We start from the raw sequence: 20,413 nt of genomic DNA on the forward strand, positions 1-20,413 counted from the left end.
ATTGAACGCTTCGCACACACGCAATCGTGTTCGCTGGCGCGGAACACTCTGCAAGAACTGAGGGTTAACGCAACGAACGGATTGGTGTTCTTAAAGGAGAGTCCAATGCTACGTAAAACGCTTATCGCTTTTGTCGCCACGGTCGCGCTCGGTTGCGTGCCGGCTACGACGAGCGCTTTCGCGCGTGGGGGTGGCGGTGGTGGCGGGCATGGCGGCAGCTTCGGCGGCGGTGGAATGGGTATGGGAGGCGGCCATTTTGGTGGTGGTTTCGGTGGCCTCGGTGGAGCTCATTTTGGCAGCCTGGGCGCTGGCCATATCGGCGGCCTCGGGCCGAGTCATATGGGCGGTACGTTCGCCGGCAGCCGCTTCGCCGGTCGCTTCGGTCATGACCACTTCCGCCGCTTTGGCTACGGCTATTATGGCTGCGACACCTATAATGGATATGCCTATTATCCCTATAACAGTTGCGCCTACGATCCCGATGCCGTCTTCTGAGAAATCGTCGGCGTAATGCTCAAAAAGGGCCGTCTCGCCGAGGCGGCCTTTTTTCTGTCAATCACATGTGGTTGAGCCCGGAGATCCAGTCCGGCGCTTGGAAAAGCACGAAGCTTTGCCCTTTTGACGCCGCGATGCTCTGTCAGTTAAACTCCATCCGCGAATTCAATTCGGATGGCAATCGACGCGCATGCTGCTGAAACCGGTTCCAGCTTTTGCCTTGCTCTGTGGTCTTGGTTTGACCGCGCATGCCGATGAACTCGCGCCTGCGCCCAACCTTCCGGTCTTTGCCTTGAACCCGCCCGCATTGGCGCCTGCGCCGTCTTCTTGGAGCGGCGGTTACGTCGGGAGCGAGGTGTTCGGCATTTCGGGCTCCGGCAGAGGCATGAAAGGCGGCGTCGGCGGCGACACCAACTTCGGCTATTATCACGAATTCAGCAATAATCTGGTGGTGGGCGTCCAGGGCTTAACGGGCTACACGCCATCGGTTTTCCGCAATAGCCGCTATAGCGGCTTCAATATCGCCGCGACGAATGTCATGGTCGGCTACGACATGGGGCAGTTCATGCCCTACATGACGGTGGGCGGCATTCTCGCGAAACCGCAAACGACAGGTATCGCCGGTTACACGGGAGCCAGCGATGCCGTCAACGGGCTCTTCAGCGGTTCGTCCGATCTGAGAGGGGCGGCCTCCGTCGGCGTCGGCTTCGATTACGTCGTGAACGACAAAGTGAAGGTGGGTTTTTCCGCGACGGTTACCCACGGCGCCCCGGGCTTCTATGGGCCGGAGCCATTTCCGTAGGGTCAGAATATTCAATTAATCGGACGTCATTGCGAGCGTAGCGAAGCAATCCAGGACCATCGGTTCCAGCCTTTGCGCTGGATTGCTTCGTCGCTCCGCTCCTCGCAATGACAAGGCCGTGACTTGGAGCCTATCTAAGAAAGAGACAGGCGGGTTTCATAAGGCCGCGCGCCATTCAGCGCCGCTTAATCGTCGCCATGCGCGGCTTCGTTGATGGTGATCGTTTTCATCTCGGAAAAATCGACGGCGATAGGCTCGCTTTTCTTCACCGCGAGCTGGAATGTCTTGATGACATGTTCGAGACGCCGATAGACCTCTTTATATTCCTCGGATGTGGTCGGCACATTGAGGGGCTTCAGGCAAAACTCGATAATTTCGCGAGGCCTTTCCAATTTGCTCATTTTTGTCGTTCCTTTGGAAAGCGCGCCTTGACCTGACGCTTGGTTGCAGCGGGGAGGGGTCGCGCCAACGATATAAGAAATCGCTCAAAAGCGAAACTAGGCCCTAAGGCTGGGCGCTATTGCCCATCTTTGCTGCGCTCGTCTCAAGCCGAAGCGCGGGATCTGTGTTAAGCCATTGTTTTAACGTATTTCTTATTGGAAAAGCCGAGTTGGCATTCAAGCCATGCTCTAAGCCTCGCGGCCACCGCTGCTTTCGAGAAAATCGCGCACCCGGTGCAGGACCTCGATCGCATAGGGATGGCAGACGGAGGGCGAGTGGTGCTCTTGCGTCGGCAGGCGGTGGGAATGCACCTCCGACAGCGCGACACTCAACATCTCGATGGCGCCGCGCCGCGACAAAGGCGTGGCCGCCGAGAGCACTTGAAAGACGGCTTCCTTCCGGCGCAAGGCTTCGGAATATTCTTCCTGAAGCGGGGTCGAGAAGAACGCTTCCTTCTGTTTGCGATTGGCCCTCATGCGTTCGTCTTCTGCCGACCAGAAAGCTTCGATCAGGCAGATCACGGGATCGGTTTCGGCGGAATGGGTCATCGAACGTTCTTCCCTGTTCGCGAAGACATCTTGGCCAGAGTTCCTCTCGTCTCATCCCCCCTTCGTGTTTCGTCGTTATGACAGGCATTAAAAAGCCGCCCGCGGATGGCGCGGGCGGCAAAGAATTCGTGCTGAAACAGCTCCGTTAAAAGGGGACTTTCTGTTACGCGATGATGACGTTGCACGGCTCCGCTGGGCGCTGCGGCGATTGAACTCAATCCTCGAGCGGGATGAGGAAAAGTGTGTAGCGGTTTTCCGCCCGCATCCCGCTCTACAATCTCGTGACCTAAGACCTTGGCCTTGTCGTAACGCCGAACGAAAGCCGCTTTGCCTCCCCCAAATGAGGGGCGACGCGAAGCAGGCTCTGTGCTGATTCGCGGTCTCAAACTCGCGTGTCGAGCCAGACTTAATCGAGGTAAAGTCCAATGATCCCCCTTTCACCGGACCTGCTCGTCGCCGTATGGCTGGCCGTCGCTGCCGGTTCCGGCGCGGCTCTCTACTACATCAGCCGTCCACGCCGTTGAGTCTCAACCAAGGACGCCATAAGTCTTGAACCAGTCATGCATCTCTTTCCAGGCGTCTTCGGCCGCGTCCTTGCGATAGCTCGGCCGGTAATCCGCATAAAATCCATGCGGTGCACCGGGATAGATTTTGAATTCGGCGGTCTTGCCTGCCGCCTGCAAAGCGGCTTTCATGCGCTCGACCTGTTCTGGCGTGATGCCGGTATCCTCGGCGCCATAGAGCCCGAGCACGGGCGCTTTCACCTCGGTCGCAAGCTGATAGGCATTCTTCGGCATGGCCGGGCTCGCAGGGTCCATCAGACTGCCGTAGAAGGCGACGCCTGCTTTCAACGCCGCATTATGCGTCGCATAAAGCCAGACCGTCCGGCCGCCACGGCAAAAGCCGATGATTCCGAGACGATCCGTATTGCCGCCCTGAGACTTGGCCCAGGCGACCGTGGCGTCGAGATCGGAAAAAAGTTCGCCATCGGGCTTGCTGTTGACCAAGGGAAAGAGTCGCTGCATGTCGGTGACCTTGGTGAGATCGCCCATGCGGAAATAATAGTCCGGCGCAACTGCGAAGGCGCCAAGCTTGCCGAGCCGCCGCACGACATCCTTGATATGTTCATGCAGGCCGAAGACCTCCATCGCTACAAGGATGACTGGCGCGGGACCGCCCGATGCCGGCTTGGCGAAATAGGCAGGCATCTCCGCATTGCCGACCTTGACGAGCGCATCGCTGGCCGTGAGGCCCTGCGTAACGGTATGGATCACGTCGGCGCGCACAGGACCAGCGGCAAGCGTGTAACCTGCCGCGGCCGCGGCGGAGCCCGTCATGAAGCGGCGGCGTGACAGGGCCGAAAACATCTGCTTCAGGCCGATAAAATCGGACATGATCGTATCAAGGGTCATGTGTGTTGCTCCGGTCGTCTGGAAATGGAGTTCAGGGTAGGATTTGGTATCCTACTTAGCCCAAACCTAGGCCGGTTGAGATAATGACATGACTGTGAAGGCGGCTTCGTCCGTGCCGATGTTCAGAACGCGCCGGTGATCTTTGCCCTCAGGCGCGGCATCAGCCGATCCCAAATGCGCGAGTCCCGCAGATAGCGCCGCAGGCCTGCCGGGCCGAGGCCTAAAACCTTGGCAAGAGCGGGCAGAAGGTGGCTGTAATCGCCAGCAGAGGCAGCGGCGAGGGCGGTGTTGACGTTGATGGAAGCGCGCCCGGCGCGCTCGACGCCTTTCGCGGGGCCGGAAAGGGCCGGCAAATGCCGATCGAGAACGATTTGCATCTGGCTTGCGAACTCGCCAGTGTCGCGGCTTCCGGTCACGGTGAGGGAGCTGCCATGGACGCGGAAGCTGGTCGTGACCTTGTCGTGATAGCGAACCGGACCGCAGGCTGCGAGTCTCAGCCAAATGTCCCAATCCGCAGTGTACCAGAGACTCTCGTCCAAACCTCCGCAAGCTAGCCAAGAGTCCTTGCGGAAGACAGGGGCCGGTGCCGAGATGAAATTCTGTACAAGCAACCGCTCGATCACAAGGGTTGATGGAAGCGTAGTGTCATTCGGTAAGGGACAGCGCCAGACGCCGAGTTCGCGACCGTCCTTGTCGATGAGCACGCTTGGGGCAAGGTGCAGCGGGGCTTCACTGTCGGCGTCGAGCCAGGAGCGTATGGCTGCGACACGGCCTGGCATCCACTTATCGTCGTGGTGCAGCCAGCAAACATGCTTCGCCTCAGCGAGGGCGACGCCGACATTTGTCTTGGCCTGCCATGTCAGAAGATCGGGCCGCTCGAAAAGCCGCAACCGGAGGCGGTCGGAATAGCTTCTGGCAAGGTCGAGGCTAGCAGAGGTGGGACTGCCGTCGAGGAGCAGCACTTCTATGCCATCTGCCTCTTCTGCCGCGATAGACTGGAGTGCGACGTCGATCCACCGCTCTCCGCAATAGACCGGCATGACAACGCTTAGCCAAGGCGCAGATGCGGTAGGGGAGAGGCTCATGACGATGGCACCGCACCTTGATGGGGCAGGCCGTGACTTTGGCCGCTCTATGGTTGCGTTTTCATTAAGATTTGGCAAAGCCGGTGATTTCAGCGGTTTGGCAGCGCAAGAGTTAAAGAAAATATAACCCTATGGCGCCTAACGTCGGCTCGGCTTCTTTGAGACGGCGAAAATGACGAACTTGGCGGCAATCGGGACGGATGGCTTCGCAAAGCCCGATGTGACAATCGTCATGCCGTGTCTCAACGAAGCCAAATGGCTGCCCACCTGTATTGCGAATGCCAAGGAAGCAGTCGAGGCCTTGCGCCATGACCTCGGCCTCAATGGCGAGATCATCATCGCCGATAATGGCAGCACGGATGGCAGCCAATTGATCGCGCGGGCGCTCGGCGTGCGCGTCGTCGAGGTTGGCCGGCGCGGCTATGGCGCGGCGCTTGTCGGCGGCCTTGAGGCCGCCAACGGAACCTATCTCGTGATGGGCGATGCCGACGGCTCTTATGATTTCCGTGAGTGTGTCGCAATGGTCCGCTGTCTCACGGAGGGCGCGGACATGTGCATGGGCTCGCGCTTCAAGGGGCGCATAGAGCCGGGCGCGATGCCTTGGAAGAACCGCTACATCGGCAATCCCGCGCTTACCTTCGTGTTGAACCTTTTCTTTCGCGCCGGTGTCAGCGATGCGCATTGCGGTTTGCGCGCTTTGACCAAATCGAGCTTCGACCGCTTGGACCTGTCCGGACGCGGAATGGAATTCGCGAGCGAGCTTATCATCAAGGCGGCGCTCAAGAAGTTGAAGATCGTCGAAGTGCCGGCAACGCTCTCGTGCGACTTGCGCGATCGTCCGCCGCATCTGCGGCCATGGCGGGACGGATGGCGCCATCTGCGCTATCTCTTGATGCTGAGCCCATGGGCCTTCGCGGCCCCGGCCGCGCTTGCGGCCGTCATGTCTCTGGCTATCTTGTCCTTTGCCGCAATAGCGACGCTGCGCGGGCTCGCCGGTGCCACACCAATTGGAAATTACTGGGTGATCCTGGCGGGTGCGATGCTGGGGCTCGCGCATATAGCGGGCTTGCTCGCCGTTGCCGTTCATCTTTATGGGCGGCGGCAGGGCTATAGGCATTCATCGCCATGGGAGGCGCGGGTCGCAAGCTGGATCTCGCTGGAGACCATGCTGCTCGCGGGCGGCGTCGCCTTCATGACCGGCTTCGGTGTGCTTGTCCTCGTTCTAGGCTATTGGTCCCAACATCATTTCATGGCGATAGGCAATATGCTGCCCGCCGTCATCGGCACGACGCTGATGGTCATTGGCGCGCAAAACGTGCTCGGCGGATTTTTGCTGGCCGTCATCAATGGACACGAAGCGGATTTCTTGAACGAAGAAAAATATCAACCGGCGGTCCGGCAAAATCACCCGGCGCAAAACAAGCTGCCGGAAGATCAACTCGCACATGCGAAAGACAAGGATTCAAGGGCCGCCGCGGGTTGAGCAGCAAGAGCCGCAACCCCATCCGTTCCACGACCCGAATGCCGCTTCTTCCTCAAAAGATTTAGCTCACCGTCATCATCATATGCTCAGTTTTTCGTCCACGCGCATCGATTTCGGCAAGGGGAGGATCGCCGTTCCGCTGCCGCGCGAATTGCGGCTTGCGCTGATCGCGTGCGCCTTTGCGATCGGCGTCGGCACGCTGATCGCCTGCACATTTACGCAAGACTATATCGAAAGCTTCGGCCGGCCCCATTATGTCGGACTGACCGACTTCCTCTTTCTGACACAGGATGCCTTTTGGCTGGCCGCGGTGGCGCTTTTACTCGGGGCGCTTGCGGTCATGCCGCTGCCAATCCTGGGACCCGATATCGGGGCCTTTTTGCTCCGTCATCGCCGGGCTGTCGCCATAGGCCTCACGGCTTCCGTATTCGTCTTAGGTGTGGCTGGCACGCATTTCGTTTTCGACAGCTATTATCTATCCCGCGATGAAATTCTCGCCGAATTCGACGCCGTCATTTTCCGCTCGGGCAGGCCGGTTGCGCTGATTCCGCCGGACTGGCAGGCTTTCGCAAATGCGCTCGCCCCCCGGCTGATGCTTCCGATCGACGGCGGCGCAGGCTGGGTCTCGGGTTATCTGCCGGTCAATGCAGGCTTTCGCGCCATTATAAGCTTGATCGGGGACTCGAATTGGACAAGCCCGTTCTTGGCGGCTTGCGCCATCATCGCCACATTCGGGGTCGCCCGCCGCCTATGGCCGGCGCGGCCGGACGCGGCGCTTGTCAGCATGCTTCTCGTCGCGACATCCTCGCAGATGCTTGTCACCTCCATGACCAGCTATGCGATGACCGGGCATCTCGCGCTGAACATGATCTGGCTTTGGTTTTTTCTGCGCAACGATAAGATCGGGCATGGGGCCGCCGTCGCCACGGGATTTCTCGCCGCGGGACTGCATCAGCTCATTTTTCACCCCTTGTTCGTGCTACCCTTCATCGTCCAGCTTTGGGAAACGAAGCGGCGTAAGCTGGCTTTGTTTTATATTCTCAGCTACGCGGTCATCTGCCTCTTCTGGATTGCCTATTGGAAGATTGTCCTCGCCTGGGGAGGCCTGTCGCCGGAGGTCACCGAAGACACCGGACCCATGTATTTCGTCATCAAGGTCCTGGCGCTTCTGACGGATTTTCATTGGGCCGGCGCGGATCTGATGTTGAAGAACATCTTGCGCTTTGTGTCATGGCAAAGTCCGGCGCTTCTGCCCTTGGCCTGTCTTGCCTATCCTGCGATCCGCCGCGGCACCGGTATTGCCGGGCCTTTGATGGCCGGATTGCTCCTGACCACGGTGGCCATGTTCTTTTTGCTGCCCAATCAAGCCTACGGCTGGGGTTACAGGTATATCCATGGATTGATTGGCAGTGCGGCGCTTTTGGGTGGCTATGGCTGGATTGTACTTACGGATCGTGCCGGCAAAGCCGAGACCGGCGCCTGCCGGACGATGCTCGTCATCTGCAGCGCCTTCGCCTGGTTCATTTTGCTGCCGGCCCACGCGAAGCAGGCGCATGACTATGTAGCGCCTTACATCCGCACCCTGAAAGCGATCCGACAGGCGCCGACGGATATTGTCGTCGTCGACAAATCGAGATTGTTCTTCGCGGAAGACCTGGTTCGCAACGATCCCTTTCTGCGCAATCGTCCCAAAGTGCTCGAACTCACAAGTTTGACCGAACCGGGCATCGACTACCTCTGCGCCCATTACAGCGTTTCGCTGTTCGGTTATGATCAAGCGACGGCGCTGGGGATCGCACCGAACGAAAAATTGACCGTCGCCGACGATGACAAGCGCGCAAAATTGCGGACAGATCTATCGCAGCGCTGCGGCACCGCGCTGAGCGTGCCATCCGGCCTTGAAAAGCAGGCTCATTAGCGATCGGCGCGCTGCGCATGTAAAATTAAATCATTGATATACAACGGTATTTTTAGTCGACAGCAAAGAGCTGGCATTTTTGCAATCAAGTTGCGACAAGGCTAAACAGCTAGCAATCGAGCCTTTGGGGCGTTCCGCCTCTATTGCCCAAGGTCAGCAATGTCAGTGATAGACAAGTTCAGCTCGGTCAAAATTCTCTGCATCGGCGATGTCATGCTCGACCGTTTCATCGGCGGCGACGTGAAACGTATCTCGCCCGAAAGTCCGGTGCCGGTGATTTCAATTAACACCACGGCCGCAATTCCAGGCGGCGCAGCGAATGTCGCGCGCAACATCAGTTCCTTGAGCGGTCAATGCACGCTTGTGGGCTTGATCGGGAAAGACGAGGCCGGGCAGGATCTCCTCGCCGCCTTGGGCGAGGATCCGCGGATTTCCATTAGGCTTATCGAGGCTGCCAATCGTCCGACGACGGAAAAAATTCGCTATGTCGCACAAGGCCAGCACATCATCCGCGCCGATCGCGAATGCGCCGATGGCGTGCCGGCCGAACTCGAAGACGAGCTTCTCGCAGCCGCGCAGGCGCTTCTGCCGGACCACCACGTCGTTATCCTATCGGATTATGCCAAGGGCGTTCTGAGCGATCGCGTGATCGGCGGCGTCATCCGCTTTGCCCGCGAACATGGCGTGCCCGTCATTGTCGATCCGAAATCGGCGCGGCTCGAACGTTATTCCGGAGCGACGCTGATCACACCGAATTCGAAAGAGGTCCAGGTGGCAACCGGCCTCGATCCCGCCGTCGACGATGAATCGGCCGTGGCCGCGGGGCAGAGCATTTTGCAGCGCACGACCATCGAAAGCATTTTGGTCACGAGGGGCGATAAGGGCATGACGCTCATCACCCGCAAAGCGCCCCCGGTCCATATCGCAGCATCGGCCCGCGAAGTCTCCGATGTGGTCGGCGCAGGCGATACGGTTATCGCAACCCTCTCGCTCGCGCTCGGCGCGGCGACGAGTCTCGAAGACGCTGCTTTTCTCGCCAATACCGCAGCGGGGATCGCCGTCGCAAAGCACGGTACGGCGACGGTCACGCGAACCGAACTTCTCGACGAATTTTTTCAACTGGAGCGGTTTCACGAATTGGGCTTCGAAACGCGCCTTTTGTCGTGGGACGAGGCAAGCTCGCGCGTCGCATTATGGCGCCGCGACGGCTTGCGTATCGGCTTCACGAATGGCTGTTTCGATATCCTCCATGTCGGTCATCTCCGGCTGCTCAATTTCGCCAGATCCAATTGCGATCGCCTGATCGTCGGTTTGAACAGCGATGCATCGACACGGCGGCTGAAAGGTCCGACGCGGCCGGTCAATTCGGAAACAGACAGAGCGCATTTGATCGCCGCGCTTAACATGGTCGATGCGGTCATCGTCTTCGATCAAGACACGCCGCAAGAGATCATCGAGCACATCATCCCGGATGTCTTGGTGAAGGGCGCCGACTACGAGCTGAAGGATATTGTCGGCGCCGACTTCGTTTTAAGCCATGGCGGCTGCGTGCTCCGATGCGAACTGGTCCCCGACCGCAGCACCACGAAACTGATTGCCTCAGTTGGTGGCGGGAGCGCATTATGATCATTGTCACGGGCGCAGCCGGCTTTATCGGCTCGAATATCGTCGCCGATTTGGAAGCCGCCGGGAAGGGCCCCATCGCCGTCGCCGACTGGTTCGGCACCGGGGAGAAATGGCGCAATCTCGCCAAACGCTCGATTGCCGCCTTCATCGAACCGGAGAAGACTCTCGAGTTCCTCGACGCCAATCGCTCCGCTATCGAAGCAATCATCCACATGGGCGCCATATCTGCGACGACGGAGCGCGATGTCGATAGGCTCGCTACGCTGAATATCCGCTATAGCGTCGCTTTATGGGACTGGTGCGCCGAGGCGCAAGTCCCGTTCATCTATGCATCCTCGGCCGCTACTTACGGCGGCAAGGAATCCGAGTTTTTCGATCGCGACGATCCGGCTTCGCTCAAAGCCTTGCGGCCGCTCAATGCCTATGGCTGGAGCAAGAAAGCCGTCGACGATATTTTCGCAAACCGCGTCGCCGCCGGCGCGCCTCAGCCGCCGCAATGGGTGGGCCTGAAGTTCTTCAACGTTTTCGGACCGAACGAATATCACAAGGACGACATGCGCAGCGTTGTCGTCAAGCTGTTCGACACGGTTCAGGCGGGCGAGCACCTGCGTCTGTTCAAATCCTATCGTGCGAACATTGCGGATGGCGATCAAAGACGGGATTTTGTCTATGTGAAGGACTGCACCCGCGCGGTTCTCTGGTTCCTGGAAAACCCGAATGTCAGCGGCATTTTTAATTTGGGCGCGGGGACCGCACGCTCCTTTCTCGATATTGCACAAGTCCTTCTCGCGCGGCTCAATAAGCGCGTCGACATCGAGTTCATCGAGATGCCGGAGCTCATTCGCGACCGCTATCAATATTTCACCGAAGCCGACATGACGAAGGCAAGATCCGTCGGCATGAAGTTCGAGTTCCTAACTCTCGAAAAGGCCATCGAGGATTATCTCGAATGCCACCTGCTTCAAGAGGATCGCTACAGGTGAGCCGTCCCGCTGTTTTCCTCGATCGCGACGGCACCATCATCGTTGAAAAAAACTATTTGTCGGATCCGGCGCAAGTCGAATTGCTGGACGGCGTCGCCGAAGGCTTGCGCCTTCTCCAGCAGCAAGGTTTCCCGCTCGTCGTCGTTTCCAATCAATCCGGCGTGGGGCGCGGCTATTTCACGATGGACCGGCTCAAGGCCGTCAATGCGCGCGTCGACGAGCTTTTAAAGGAGCAGGCGATCGAGATTTCGGGCTGGTATGTCTGCCCGCATACCCCGGACATGGCCTGCAACTGCCGCAAGCCTCGGCCTGGGATGATCGAAGCCGCATGCCGCGATCTTGATCTCGATCCACGCCAATCGTTCGTCATTGGCGACAAACGCGCGGACCTCGATCTCGCCACCGCGGTCGGAGCCCGCGGCATTCTCGTCACCACAGGGTATGGCGCCGGGGAGGTCGACTACGCCCATAGTGTCGGCGCCGCGGTTTGCGCCTCCATTCTCGATGCGAGCGACCTGATCATCACAAAATAGCGATGATGACTGCGTCTTATTGTCTTCAATTAGTCAACTTCGAAAGGCCCGAAGTGCATTCGGTCAAAATACCGTATTGATTGGATGTTTGTGCCATTTGCACGTAATATGGTTCAGTTTAGGCTGGCTCGGTATATTGACACCGCAATCCTTGTTGCTTCGTAGCAGAAGTGGTAACTCGATGCTTAACAATTTGTTAACCATGAGTTGCGTTTATGGGTGTTCAATCAACTTTTAGCGGGCTGGAAACACCGGAACGGATTTGGGGCTTCGTTCCTCCGCTTCGCTTCTCGTATCAAACCATAGGCCATCTCGTGGGCCTGACCGAGATCTTGGGCATTATCTCGGCAAGCATCATCGGCCAGGCCATCTATCAGCGCTTCTGGCTGGGCGGGATCTTCGCAATAGACGTCGCGACCGGCATCGGCTTGATGGCTGCGCTTATCCATCTGTCTCTGGCGCGTTCGGCCGAGCTTTACCGGCTGCCGCAAATTCTCGATCCCGCACGCAATTTCACAAAAATCGCCATGGTCTGGGCTTTCGGACTCCTGGTGCTCACGGCCCTTCTTTTCCTGCTCAAGATCGGTGGCGATCTCTCGCGAGGGTCGTTTCTGACCTTCTCGATTTTCGAATTGCCGCTTCTTCTTGCAACGCGATCGATGGCGGCCGTGGTCGTCCGTTCGAAGATCGCGAACCAATCGATCGCAGGCCGCGCCGCCGTCGTGATCGGCGATGTCGACGAGCTCGGACAGCTCAACGCGGCCAATCTTCTGCATCAGTTCGGATTGAAGGAAGTCGGCCGCATCGTCCTCGACGCAGCAAATATGGCGGACGATTCACGCCGCCTCGCGCTCGAAAAAGCGGTGGCTCTCGCGCGTCAATCGCAAGCCGAGGAATTCGTGATCGCGGTTGGATGGAGTCAAAACCGCTTGCTTGGCGAAATTGGCGATGCTTTGCGCAACTCGCCATTGCCGGCAAGGCTTCTTCCAGACCGCGTGGTACGCTCTGCGATCGATGGTCGGCGCACGGATTCGTCGATCAGTTCGGCTATCACCGTTGAAATGCAGCGCGCGCCGATGACCGTGGCGGAACGCGCGGCGAAACGCTTCGTCGATGTGATTTTGGCGTTCCTCGCCATTTTTATTCTGTTGCCGGTCTTCGCCGCCACCGCCTTGGCGGTCAAGCTCGACAGTGCCGGGCCCATCATCTTCCGGCAACGACGCAACGGCTTCGACCAGCACCAATTCAGCATTTATAAATTCAGGACCATGCGGGTCCTCGAAGACGGTCAAGAGATCACGCAGGCAAGGCGCCAAGACCCGCGCGTGACGCGCGTCGGACGTCTGTTGCGGCGCGCCAGCATTGATGAGCTGCCGCAACTGTTCAACGTCCTGAAAGGAAATATGTCGCTCGTCGGCCCGCGCCCGCACGCGCTTGCGCATGACGATCAATATAAGTCCGTGATCGAAACCTATTGCTTCCGGCACCATGTCAAACCCGGCATCACCGGCTGGGCTCAGATCAATGGCTTGCGCGGCGAGACGGCGCATTTGGAGCGCATGCAAAGACGCGTCGAATTCGACATTTGGTACATCAACAATTGGTCGCTTTGGCTTGATGTCTTCATTCTATTGAAAACCGCCTTTGAGGTTCTGAAGCAGGAAGCCTATTGATCTGAGCCGACGCTGGCCGTGTCATGGTTTCAACTCGCCAAGCACAGTCGGGATGAGTTCGGACACGGTCGGATGGATCGGCATGGCGTGTTGCAAAACCGTGTACGGCGCCTTGGCATTCATGATGTCGATCACGCCATGCACGGCCTCGTCACCGCCGACGCCGAGGATAGCCGCGCCGAGGATCTGATTGCTCCCGGCATCGACGACGAGTTTCATGAAGCCTTGCGTTTCGCCTTTCTCGACCGCGCGCGCAACGCGCGTCATGGGCCGCATTCCGATACGCACCTTGTGTCCCGCGTGACGGGCCGCGGTCTCGGTCAGCCCGACGCGGCCGAGCGGTGGGTCGATATAGAGCGCATAGCCCAAGATCCTGTCGCTGACCCTTCGTGTCTCGCCGTCGAGCAGATTGGCGGCCACGATCTCGAAATCATTATAGGCCGTATGGGTGAAGGCGCCGCGGCCGTTGCAATCGCCGAGCGCCCAGATGCCCGGCACGTTGGTCTGGAGCTGATCGTCCGTCACGATATAGCCGCGCTGATCCAGCGCTACGCCAGCGGCTTCAAGACCGAGATCGTCGGTATTGGGCAGCCGGCCGACGGCCATGAGGAGATGGCTGCCGACGACTTCCGGCTCGCCCGATCCGCAATTGACGCCGGCGGCTATATCGTTGCCGCGCGCTTCAAAACGGACGCATTCGGCACCCAGCCGGACCGATATGCCTTCGGCTTCGAGGATGTCTTTCACCGCCGCCGACACATCTTCGTCCTCGCGCGCGATAAGGCGCGGCATCATTTCGATCACCGTCACTTCGCTTCCAAGGCGCCGGTAGATTTGCGCGAACTCCAACCCGATATAGCTGCCGCCGACGATCACAAGATGCCGGGGCAGGGTGTCGAGATCGAGAATGCTGGTATTGGTCAGGATCTTGACTTGATCCAAACCCGGCATCGCAGGAACGCGGGCGCGTCCGCCGACATTGATGAAGATGCGCGGCGCGGTAAGCGTATCGTCTCCGACACGCACCGAATTCCGAGATATGAATCGGGCATGATCGTGATAGACTCTGCAGCGCTCCATATGGAGAAGCCAGCCTTCGACGCCGTCGCGCGAGGCTTTCGAGACAGCGTCTTTGCGGGCCTTTACGGCGGCCATATCCACCGTGACCGGACCGGCATTCACGCCGTAGTCGGCGGCGCGGCGCGCGAGATGTGCTGCATAGGCGCTGGCGACAAGTGTCTTTGTCGGCGTGCAGCCGGTGTTGACGCAGGTCCCGCCGAATAATTTGCGCTCGACCATGGCGACCGTCATGCCAGCCGCGGTGAGCCTTCCTGTAAGCGATGGCCCGGCCTGACCGGCGCCGATCACGATCGCATCGAAGCTGGCTTCCATCGGCGGCTGATCCTCTCTGACGCTGATCCTTTCTGAGAAAGGCATCCTAGCCTATTTAGACCGCGAGCGTCACACTGGCCATGCCGCGATTTCAAATTCACGCGCGATTCCAAGCAAGGAACCGCTGCAAGAACCGAGCGTTGTCACGGGCGAACTTTGTCGCTTGAAGTCGCTTGAATGGGAGAGCGGACATGGATCATCGCGTCGCGGAATTGGCTGACATTCCTGATGGCGGGATGCACGCCTTTGATGTCATGGGCCTTTGCCTTCTCTTGTCACGGAACGGCAATGAAGTGACGGCGGTCGGCGGCCATTGCACGCATCAGGGCGCGCCGCTTGCCGATGGCGTGCGCGTCGGCGGTTGCGTGATCTGCCCATGGCATCACGCCATGTTCGATCTGGCGTCGGGCGAGCATCTTGAACCGCCGGGCGAGGGCCGCCTGACCGCGTTCAGCACGAAGGTCGAGAACGGCGCCGTCATCGTGTCTTTCGACGATCAGACGGCCAAGGAAAGCCGGGACGAGATCGACGATGTCGCATCGCATAAGAGCGATAAAATCTTTGCCGTCGTCGGTGCGGGCGCAGCCGGCCGCGCAGGCGCCGAGGAATTGCGCCGTCAAGGTTATGACGGGCGCATTCTGTTGATCTCGATGGAAAAGGACGCACCCTATGACCGCACGGCTTTGTCCAAATCTTTCCTCGCCAGCGAAACCTCGATGGAGGAGCTGGAAATCATCAGCAAAGAGAAGCTCGCGGAAAAAGGCATCGAACTGATCCTTGATCGCACGGTCGCGAAAATCGACGCGGCAAACAAGAAGATCATTTTCGCAGACGGCAGCGCGTTTGCTTATGAAGCTTGCCTCGCGGCGCCCGGATGTGCCGCGCGCGTGCCCGACATTGCAGGCACGGATCTTTTGGGCGTCTACACATTGCGTTCCAAATCGGATGGGCTCCGCCTGAAGCTCGCGGCGTCCGAAGCCAAGGCGATCGTCATTGTCGGCAGCGGCTTCATCGGTATGGAAACAGCCGCCGTTTTCGCCGACGCGAAGAAGCTGGTGACCGTGGTCACGCCGGACCCGAAGCCCTTCGCGCGCGTGTTTGGCGACCAGATTGCCGAGGCTCTGATCGCGGCGCATCGCGCAGCCGGCACGGACATAAAGCTCGAAGCATCGGTCACGGCGCTCGAAGGAAAAGACGGAAGGGTCTCGGGTGTCCGGCTTGCCTCCGGCGAGCTTATTCCCGCCGATCTTGTCTTGCTTGGGACGGGTGCAAAGCCGCGCGTCGAGATGATCGAAGGCGCGAGCCTTTCACAGGATGGCGGCATCACGGTGGATGAAACGCTGAAGGCGGCCGATGGCCTCTGGGTCGCGGGTGACGTCGCCTCTTTCCCAAGTCATTTCGTAGCGGGCGCTCATATCCGCATCGAACATTGGCGGCTCGCGGAGCAATTGGGCCGCCATGCGGCCCGTGCCATGCTGGGCGACATGGCGCCCTTTACAGGCATTCCTTTCTTCTGGACGCATCAACATTGGATGCTGAGCCTTGTCGGCCTCACCAAGACATTCGACACCGTTCATATCGAGGGCGATCCCGCCTCCGGCAATTTCATGGCCTATTATCTCCAAGGCGATAAAATCGTCGCGGGGCTCGGAGCGGGCGAGAGCGACAAGACAGCGGCCTTGCATGCGCTCTTCCTTGGCGGCGACATGCCGTCCGCGCATGCGCTTTCGGACGCCGGATGGGAGCCGGCCAGACTGCCTTTGAGCAAGGTGGCGAAGGCAGCTTGATCTAGCTGCTGAGTGTTCGCAGCTCGCCCCGCGCGACGCCGACCAGCGTGCGAACCAGAAGTGCCAAAATGATCAGGGTCGCGAAGGCAAGAAGCAGCCACGCAATTGCATCAGCGAAGAGGCTCCGCTCGGCGGTCGCATAGCGAAGCGCGACGATGGCCGAGGCCGCAAGCGGGAAGCTGACGGCCCACCAGGAGACTCTGAAGGGGCAGCAGACGCTGAGATAACGAAGCCTTCCGACCAGCACCGCCAGTATGAACAGGGTCATCATATAGAGCGACTGCGCAAAAAGATCGAACTGTCCGACGGTCACAACATAGCTTGAAGCGCCGACGGCAAAAGGTGCGACGAGGATCATCAGCGTCGGCTGCAGCGCGTCCGGAATCGGCGGCTCGAAGACCAGGCGGGAAAAGATCAGCGTGAAGAGCGGCACGGCAAAGAACAGCCCGACCGCGAGGCCGAACACCATCACCTCATGCAGCATCGGCGGCAAGTTGAGCGAAGGCACGGCGAGCGGCAGATCCGATAGCCCGACCACCGGGATGATCCAAGCGGGAGTCGCATGCGCGACCTGTTGACGTTCGCTCATCCAGCGGCTGACGATGATCCAGGCGAAGATCAGCATGCCGAGCGTGCCGATGCTCCAGATCATTTGCGCCAGCAGCAGACTGACCGGCGCGACGACGATCGGCAGCAAGAGCAGGCTAATCAGAAATGTCCCGAACAGATTGCCGGCGATTGGATGATTGAACTCGGCTTGAACCGCCTCAGGGGCGGTCACGAGCTTGACCGCATAGCCGAGGGACACTGCCATGAAGGCAATCACAGCGATCGCGCCGATCACTTCGGTGATCCATTCAGGCGTTCCATAGCGCGCTTGAGCAAGGTGCCAGGCAACGCTCAATCCGGTCAGCCCCATGACTGAACCGAAGAGCGAGATCGGCAGATATTCGAGATGCTGTTCTGCGGCAAGCTTGGTGATGTCTCTCATGGCTGGATCGCCTCGACAGATACTGCGCGGGCGCCAGAGTTAAGGACATAAGCCTGTCCGGTCAATTGTGCATCCTCGCAATCAGGCGCTTCTCATCTGCTTCAGAAAATCGCCGACCTTTTTATTCATTGCCTCGGCCCGCGTCGCCATGCCTTCGGCCGCGGCGAGAACCTGGCGCGCGGCAGCGTCGGTCGATCCGGAAGCCTTCCTCACATCGGCTATATTGAACGTGACTTCGTCGGCACCCGCAGCGGCTTTGGCGGCGCTCGACGTTATGAATCTTATCGCCGATGATTGGTCTTCCACGGCCTTGGCGATATTGACCGTATTATCGTCCATCGCGCCGATCGCCAGCCTGATGTCTTCGATGGTATTGGCGGCGGCCTGCATTGCCTCCTGAATATGGCCGATTTGCCGCCTGATCTCGTCGGTTGCCCTCCCTGTGGCGACGGCAAGCTGCTTGACTTCGCTTGCGACGACCGCAAATCCGCGACCGGCCTCGCCGGCGCGGGCGGCTTCGATCGTCGCATTCAGAGAGAGCAGGTTGGTTTCCTGCGCGATGGATTGGATCAAGACGACCACGTCGCCGATCTTTTGCGCACCGGCGAGGAGGGCCCGGACGTTGACGTCGGCGTCCTCCGCGCGTGCGACGGCGCGCCGTGCCATTTCGGTCGATGTCGAGACCTGCCGGTCGATCTCGTTGACGGTCGTCGACACTTCTTCGGTGCTTGTCGCGACGAGGCGGACATGCGCGGTCGCATCTTCCGCCGCCGCCGCGACATTGGCGGAGCGATCGTTGGTCTGCGCGGCAATATCGAGCAACGCCTTCGCCGCACCGGTCATTTTTGCCGCCGCATCGCATAGCGACGAGGTATAGGAGCCCACCTCTGCTTCGAAAGCCGAGTTCAACGCCTCCAGCCGCTGAATGCGCACCTGCTTCGACAGCCGCTCGTCGTCTTTTTCCGCATCGAGCGTCCGCACGCGGAGCAGGCCGTCTCGAAACACGGCGACCGCCTTGGCCATCGCACCCACCTCGTCGTGCCGGCCCGCGAACGGAATGCATGTTTCAAGCGCACCGGCGGCCAGCTTTCGCATTGCCTCGGTGATCTTGATGAGAGGATGCGCGATATCGCGCACGAGGGCGAAAGCCAGAAAAATGCCTATGCCAAGGGCAAGCGCGGTTCCGGCTAGATCGACGATGCGTGCGACCGAAATCGACTGCAGCATGCGCATGATGGCATCGTGTTCCATGTCGCCGCTGGCGCGCCGCGATCTCACCCCGTCTGCGAGCAATTTGTCGCCCGAGGCTTTCCAATCAACAGAAGCTTTCGCGACGGCGGCCGTGCCGGATTCGATGCCTAATATGGCATCTTCATAAGCGGCCATCGGTTCTGCGAGGGCCATAGCGAATTTCTTCAAGCGCTGATCCAATGCCGGATTGGCCAGCAAGGCCGAACGCGCCGATTTGGCAATTTCCAGCCACCGCTTGGCCGCCTCGATGTCGGCCGGATTGCGGGACGAACGATAGCGGAAGGCGGAAATACCGCTCGCTTCGGCGCCGTCCAGCAGCCGCACCGCCTGGAGCGATATGTCGGGGTCCGCACCCGCATGTTGAGCGATGGCCGAGGCGATCACCTCGATATCGGTCGCTGCTTCGCTGGCCTTGATCGCCTGCCTTTGGCGCGCGCCAACCAAACCGGTGATCGTATTCAGGCTGCCGAAATAGTCTTTCATTTCGACCTGAAGCGTCTCAAGCGCGCCGTCAATCCCGTCCTGCCGGCGATCGTTGAGCTTCGCCGCGGCGGTTTGGAGTTTTTGCACTGTGGCGTTCAGGAGTTCCAAGTCGGAGGCGTTCTCGCTTGCCGCGTATAGGGTCGCCAGTCCCAACATCGTGCGGACCTGGGCCGTGAAGTCGGCGATATCGGCAGTGTAGACCACGCCCGTCTTGACCTGCTGTGCCTCCTTTTGGACCGCCATGATCGCAATGAGCGAGTTCATGCCAAGCGCGATCAGGAGGACCAGAACGATGACGAAGGCGCCGACGACGCGAAACTTGATCGTCATTGCGGCGTCCGGCCGGGTTCGGCTGCCTCCGCCGCTGGCCCTTCCATTTGGCTTGCCGCAGCGGCCGCGCTCTTGATCTTTTCGATCTCGTCGCGGCCAAATTCCTTTTCGAACTCGGGCGACGCGGCGGCGACGCGTTCTGCGAAGGCGAGCTTATCGACTTTTTCGATGACCACCATGCCATTGGCTTTCAGGGTGGCTACTCCCGTTCTTTCGACTTCCGAGGCGATCTTGCGCGACTGTCGGCCTGCGAGCCGTGCAGCCTCCTTGAAAATGCGCTTGTCGGCCTCGGATAGGGCATCGAATGCATCGGCCGACATGATGATGACGGCGGGATCGTAGACGTGCCCTGTGAGCGTCAGATAGGTTTGCACCTCGTAGAATTTGGTCGACAGGATTGTCGCGATGGGGTTCTCCTCGCCATCGACGCTGCCGCCGCGTAATGTGCCATAAACACGCGGAAAGGGGATTTGCTGGACGTCGGCGCCGAGCGCCTTGAACCCCGCCGTCATCACATCGGATTGCGGCAATCGCAGCTTCAAACCGGCAAGATCCTCCGGCGTGCGGATCGGCCGTTTCGAATTCGTGATGTGGCGCATGCCGTTCTCGCCCCAGGCTAACGCGTGGAGGCCGGTCTGGTTGAATTTCGTGAGGTAGTCGTTGCCGATCGGCCCGTCGAGAACGACGCGCGCCTCGCCGGCATCGCGAAACAGAAACGGAATGTTGAAGACACCCGCCTCGGGCAAGAGCTTGGGCAGCGGAGCGCCGGTGATAAAAGCCACATCGAGCGCGCCGAGCTTCACGTCATTCATCATGGCGACTTCGCCGCCGAGCATGGCGTTTGGATAATCTTCGATGATGAAGCGCCCGCCGGTGCGCGCCGCGACCTCGGCGGCGAAAACCTTTTCGCCTTCACCCAACTGCGAGTCGGGCGATAGAATATAACCAAATCTCAAGATCTTGGCTGAGGCCGCCGCCTGATTTGCGCAACCGATGCAAAGCGCCGCCGCAAAAATGGCGGCTCGGGAGATCGCGGCGGAAAAGATTTTTGATTGAGAACGAGTTGAGTTTGACACCGGCCACCTAGTTTCCGAGTGGCGAGGCTCAACTATCCTAGTTCTGAGTTAATTTTTCATAAGCACAATTACGCATGGACGGCTGGCAGGCATGGCGAGACTTG

18 protein-coding genes are annotated in these 20,413 nt (G+C 59.4%); 10 read left to right on the forward strand and 8 right to left on the reverse strand.

What is annotated here, in order from left to right; translation table 11 throughout:
• Positions 1-105 precede the first annotated feature (105 nt).
• The gene (locus A3OQ_RS24895; RefSeq protein ID WP_020176015.1) at positions 106-495 is read left to right on the forward strand and encodes a hypothetical protein; all 390 of its coding nucleotides are present in this window, start codon (positions 106-108) and stop codon (positions 493-495) included.
• 190 nt (positions 496-685) lie between these two features.
• Positions 686-1,297 carry a hypothetical protein gene (locus tag A3OQ_RS0113920; protein ID WP_020176016.1) on the forward strand — a complete coding sequence of 204 codons (612 nt, stop codon included), beginning with the start codon at positions 686-688 and terminating at the stop codon, positions 1,295-1,297.
• 185 nt (positions 1,298-1,482) lie between these two features.
• Here A3OQ_RS0113920 and A3OQ_RS0113925 read toward each other — a convergent pair whose 3' ends face one another.
• From A3OQ_RS0113925 to A3OQ_RS0113940, 4 genes are all read right to left on the reverse strand, one after another.
• Positions 1,483-1,698, reverse strand: a complete 216-nt coding sequence (locus tag A3OQ_RS0113925; RefSeq protein WP_020176017.1) for a hypothetical protein — start codon at positions 1,696-1,698, stop codon at positions 1,483-1,485.
• Between the two features lie 228 nt (positions 1,699-1,926).
• The gene (locus A3OQ_RS0113930; protein ID WP_020176018.1) at positions 1,927-2,286 is read right to left on the reverse strand and encodes a hypothetical protein; all 360 of its coding nucleotides are present in this window, start codon (positions 2,284-2,286) and stop codon (positions 1,927-1,929) included.
• A gap of 527 nt (positions 2,287-2,813) precedes the next feature.
• Positions 2,814-3,698 carry a dienelactone hydrolase family protein gene (locus A3OQ_RS0113935; RefSeq protein ID WP_020176019.1) on the reverse strand — a complete coding sequence of 295 codons (885 nt, stop codon included), beginning with the start codon at positions 3,696-3,698 and terminating at the stop codon, positions 2,814-2,816.
• Between the two features lie 122 nt (positions 3,699-3,820).
• Positions 3,821-4,783 carry a glycosyltransferase gene (locus A3OQ_RS0113940; protein ID WP_244427152.1) on the reverse strand — a complete coding sequence of 321 codons (963 nt, stop codon included), beginning with the start codon at positions 4,781-4,783 and terminating at the stop codon, positions 3,821-3,823.
• Here A3OQ_RS0113940 and A3OQ_RS25210 point away from each other — a divergent pair.
• From A3OQ_RS25210 to A3OQ_RS22505, 7 genes are all read left to right on the forward strand, one after another.
• Positions 4,782-4,910 carry a hypothetical protein gene (locus tag A3OQ_RS25210; protein WP_280109797.1) on the forward strand — a complete coding sequence of 43 codons (129 nt, stop codon included), beginning with the start codon at positions 4,782-4,784 and terminating at the stop codon, positions 4,908-4,910. The genes A3OQ_RS0113940 and A3OQ_RS25210 overlap by 2 nt on opposite strands.
• 45 nt (positions 4,911-4,955) lie before the next feature.
• Positions 4,956-6,266 carry a glycosyltransferase family 2 protein gene (locus tag A3OQ_RS22495; RefSeq protein WP_020176022.1) on the forward strand — a complete coding sequence of 437 codons (1,311 nt, stop codon included), beginning with the start codon at positions 4,956-4,958 and terminating at the stop codon, positions 6,264-6,266.
• An 82-nt stretch (positions 6,267-6,348) separates the two neighbouring features.
• A complete protein-coding gene (locus A3OQ_RS22500) occupies positions 6,349-8,184 on the forward strand; it encodes a hypothetical protein (RefSeq protein WP_020176023.1) in 1,836 nt (611 codons plus the stop codon).
• 159 nt (positions 8,185-8,343) lie between these two features.
• Entirely contained in the window at positions 8,344-9,810 is a 1,467-nt protein-coding gene (gene rfaE1 / locus A3OQ_RS0113960; RefSeq protein WP_020176024.1) for a D-glycero-beta-D-manno-heptose-7-phosphate kinase, read from the forward strand.
• Positions 9,807-10,793, forward strand: a complete 987-nt coding sequence (gene rfaD, locus A3OQ_RS0113965; RefSeq protein WP_020176025.1) for an ADP-glyceromanno-heptose 6-epimerase — start codon at positions 9,807-9,809, stop codon at positions 10,791-10,793. The genes rfaE1 and rfaD overlap by 4 nt, the downstream gene beginning before the upstream one ends.
• Positions 10,790-11,326: a D-glycero-alpha-D-manno-heptose-1,7-bisphosphate 7-phosphatase gene (locus A3OQ_RS0113970; protein ID WP_020176026.1), complete on the forward strand. Its 537-nt coding sequence runs from the start codon at positions 10,790-10,792 to the stop codon at positions 11,324-11,326. The genes rfaD and A3OQ_RS0113970 overlap by 4 nt, the downstream gene beginning before the upstream one ends.
• 215 nt (positions 11,327-11,541) lie before the next feature.
• On the forward strand, positions 11,542-12,999 hold the full coding sequence (locus A3OQ_RS22505; RefSeq protein ID WP_083931592.1) for an undecaprenyl-phosphate glucose phosphotransferase: 1,458 nt from the start codon (positions 11,542-11,544) through the stop codon (positions 12,997-12,999).
• A gap of 21 nt (positions 13,000-13,020) precedes the next feature.
• Here A3OQ_RS22505 and A3OQ_RS0113980 read toward each other — a convergent pair whose 3' ends face one another.
• Positions 13,021-14,391 carry an FAD-containing oxidoreductase gene (locus A3OQ_RS0113980; protein ID WP_020176028.1) on the reverse strand — a complete coding sequence of 457 codons (1,371 nt, stop codon included), beginning with the start codon at positions 14,389-14,391 and terminating at the stop codon, positions 13,021-13,023.
• A 191-nt stretch (positions 14,392-14,582) separates the two neighbouring features.
• On the opposite strand from A3OQ_RS0113980, the gene A3OQ_RS22510 reads away from it, so the two are divergent.
• On the forward strand, positions 14,583-16,178 hold the full coding sequence (locus A3OQ_RS22510; protein WP_020176029.1) for an FAD-dependent oxidoreductase: 1,596 nt from the start codon (positions 14,583-14,585) through the stop codon (positions 16,176-16,178).
• Position 16,179: 1 nt separating this feature from the next.
• On the opposite strand, the gene A3OQ_RS0113990 is transcribed toward A3OQ_RS22510, so the two are convergent.
• From A3OQ_RS0113990 to A3OQ_RS0114000, 3 genes are all read right to left on the reverse strand, one after another.
• On the reverse strand, positions 16,180-17,169 hold the full coding sequence (locus A3OQ_RS0113990; protein ID WP_020176030.1) for an SLAC1 anion channel family protein: 990 nt from the start codon (positions 17,167-17,169) through the stop codon (positions 16,180-16,182).
• An 81-nt stretch (positions 17,170-17,250) separates the two neighbouring features.
• Positions 17,251-19,233 (reverse strand): methyl-accepting chemotaxis protein, encoded by a 1,983-nt coding sequence (locus A3OQ_RS23675; RefSeq protein ID WP_020176031.1) that lies wholly within the window; start codon positions 19,231-19,233, stop codon positions 17,251-17,253.
• On the reverse strand, positions 19,230-20,189 hold the full coding sequence (locus A3OQ_RS0114000) for a DctP family TRAP transporter solute-binding subunit (RefSeq protein WP_244427153.1): 960 nt from the start codon (positions 20,187-20,189) through the stop codon (positions 19,230-19,232). The genes A3OQ_RS23675 and A3OQ_RS0114000 overlap by 4 nt, the downstream gene beginning before the upstream one ends.
• Between the last annotated feature and the right edge of the window lie 224 nt (positions 20,190-20,413).

Origin of the sequence: Methyloferula stellata AR4, assembly GCF_000385335.1 — a bacterium.
Lineage (GTDB): Bacteria > Pseudomonadota > Alphaproteobacteria > Rhizobiales > Beijerinckiaceae > Methyloferula > Methyloferula stellata.

Excerpts from the sequence above, each read along its gene's own strand:
- A3OQ_RS24895 (WP_020176015.1), top strand. The coding sequence starts at position 106 with ATGCTACGTAAAACGCTTATCGCTTTTGTCGCCACGGTCGCGCTCGGT.
- A3OQ_RS0113920 (WP_020176016.1), top strand. The coding sequence starts at position 686 with ATGCTGCTGAAACCGGTTCCAGCTTTTGCCTTGCTCTGTGGTCTTGGT.
- A3OQ_RS0113925 (WP_020176017.1), bottom strand. The coding sequence starts at position 1,698 with ATGAGCAAATTGGAAAGGCCTCGCGAAATTATCGAGTTTTGCCTGAAG.
- A3OQ_RS0113930 (WP_020176018.1), bottom strand. The coding sequence starts at position 2,286 with ATGACCCATTCCGCCGAAACCGATCCCGTGATCTGCCTGATCGAAGCT.
- A3OQ_RS0113935 (WP_020176019.1), bottom strand. The coding sequence starts at position 3,698 with ATGACCCTTGATACGATCATGTCCGATTTTATCGGCCTGAAGCAGATG.
- A3OQ_RS25210 (WP_280109797.1), top strand. The coding sequence starts at position 4,782 with ATGACGATGGCACCGCACCTTGATGGGGCAGGCCGTGACTTTGGCCGC.
- A3OQ_RS0113940 (WP_244427152.1), bottom strand. The coding sequence starts at position 4,783 with ATGAGCCTCTCCCCTACCGCATCTGCGCCTTGGCTAAGCGTTGTCATG.
- A3OQ_RS22495 (WP_020176022.1), top strand. The coding sequence starts at position 4,956 with ATGACGAACTTGGCGGCAATCGGGACGGATGGCTTCGCAAAGCCCGAT.
- A3OQ_RS22500 (WP_020176023.1), top strand. The coding sequence starts at position 6,349 with ATGCTCAGTTTTTCGTCCACGCGCATCGATTTCGGCAAGGGGAGGATC.
- rfaE1 (WP_020176024.1), top strand. The coding sequence starts at position 8,344 with ATGTCAGTGATAGACAAGTTCAGCTCGGTCAAAATTCTCTGCATCGGC.
- rfaD (WP_020176025.1), top strand. The coding sequence starts at position 9,807 with ATGATCATTGTCACGGGCGCAGCCGGCTTTATCGGCTCGAATATCGTC.
- A3OQ_RS22505 (WP_083931592.1), top strand. The coding sequence starts at position 11,542 with ATGGGTGTTCAATCAACTTTTAGCGGGCTGGAAACACCGGAACGGATT.
- A3OQ_RS0113980 (WP_020176028.1), bottom strand. The coding sequence starts at position 14,391 with ATGGAAGCCAGCTTCGATGCGATCGTGATCGGCGCCGGTCAGGCCGGG.
- A3OQ_RS22510 (WP_020176029.1), top strand. The coding sequence starts at position 14,583 with ATGGATCATCGCGTCGCGGAATTGGCTGACATTCCTGATGGCGGGATG.
- A3OQ_RS0113990 (WP_020176030.1), bottom strand. The coding sequence starts at position 17,169 with ATGAGAGACATCACCAAGCTTGCCGCAGAACAGCATCTCGAATATCTG.
- A3OQ_RS23675 (WP_020176031.1), bottom strand. The coding sequence starts at position 19,233 with ATGACGATCAAGTTTCGCGTCGTCGGCGCCTTCGTCATCGTTCTGGTC.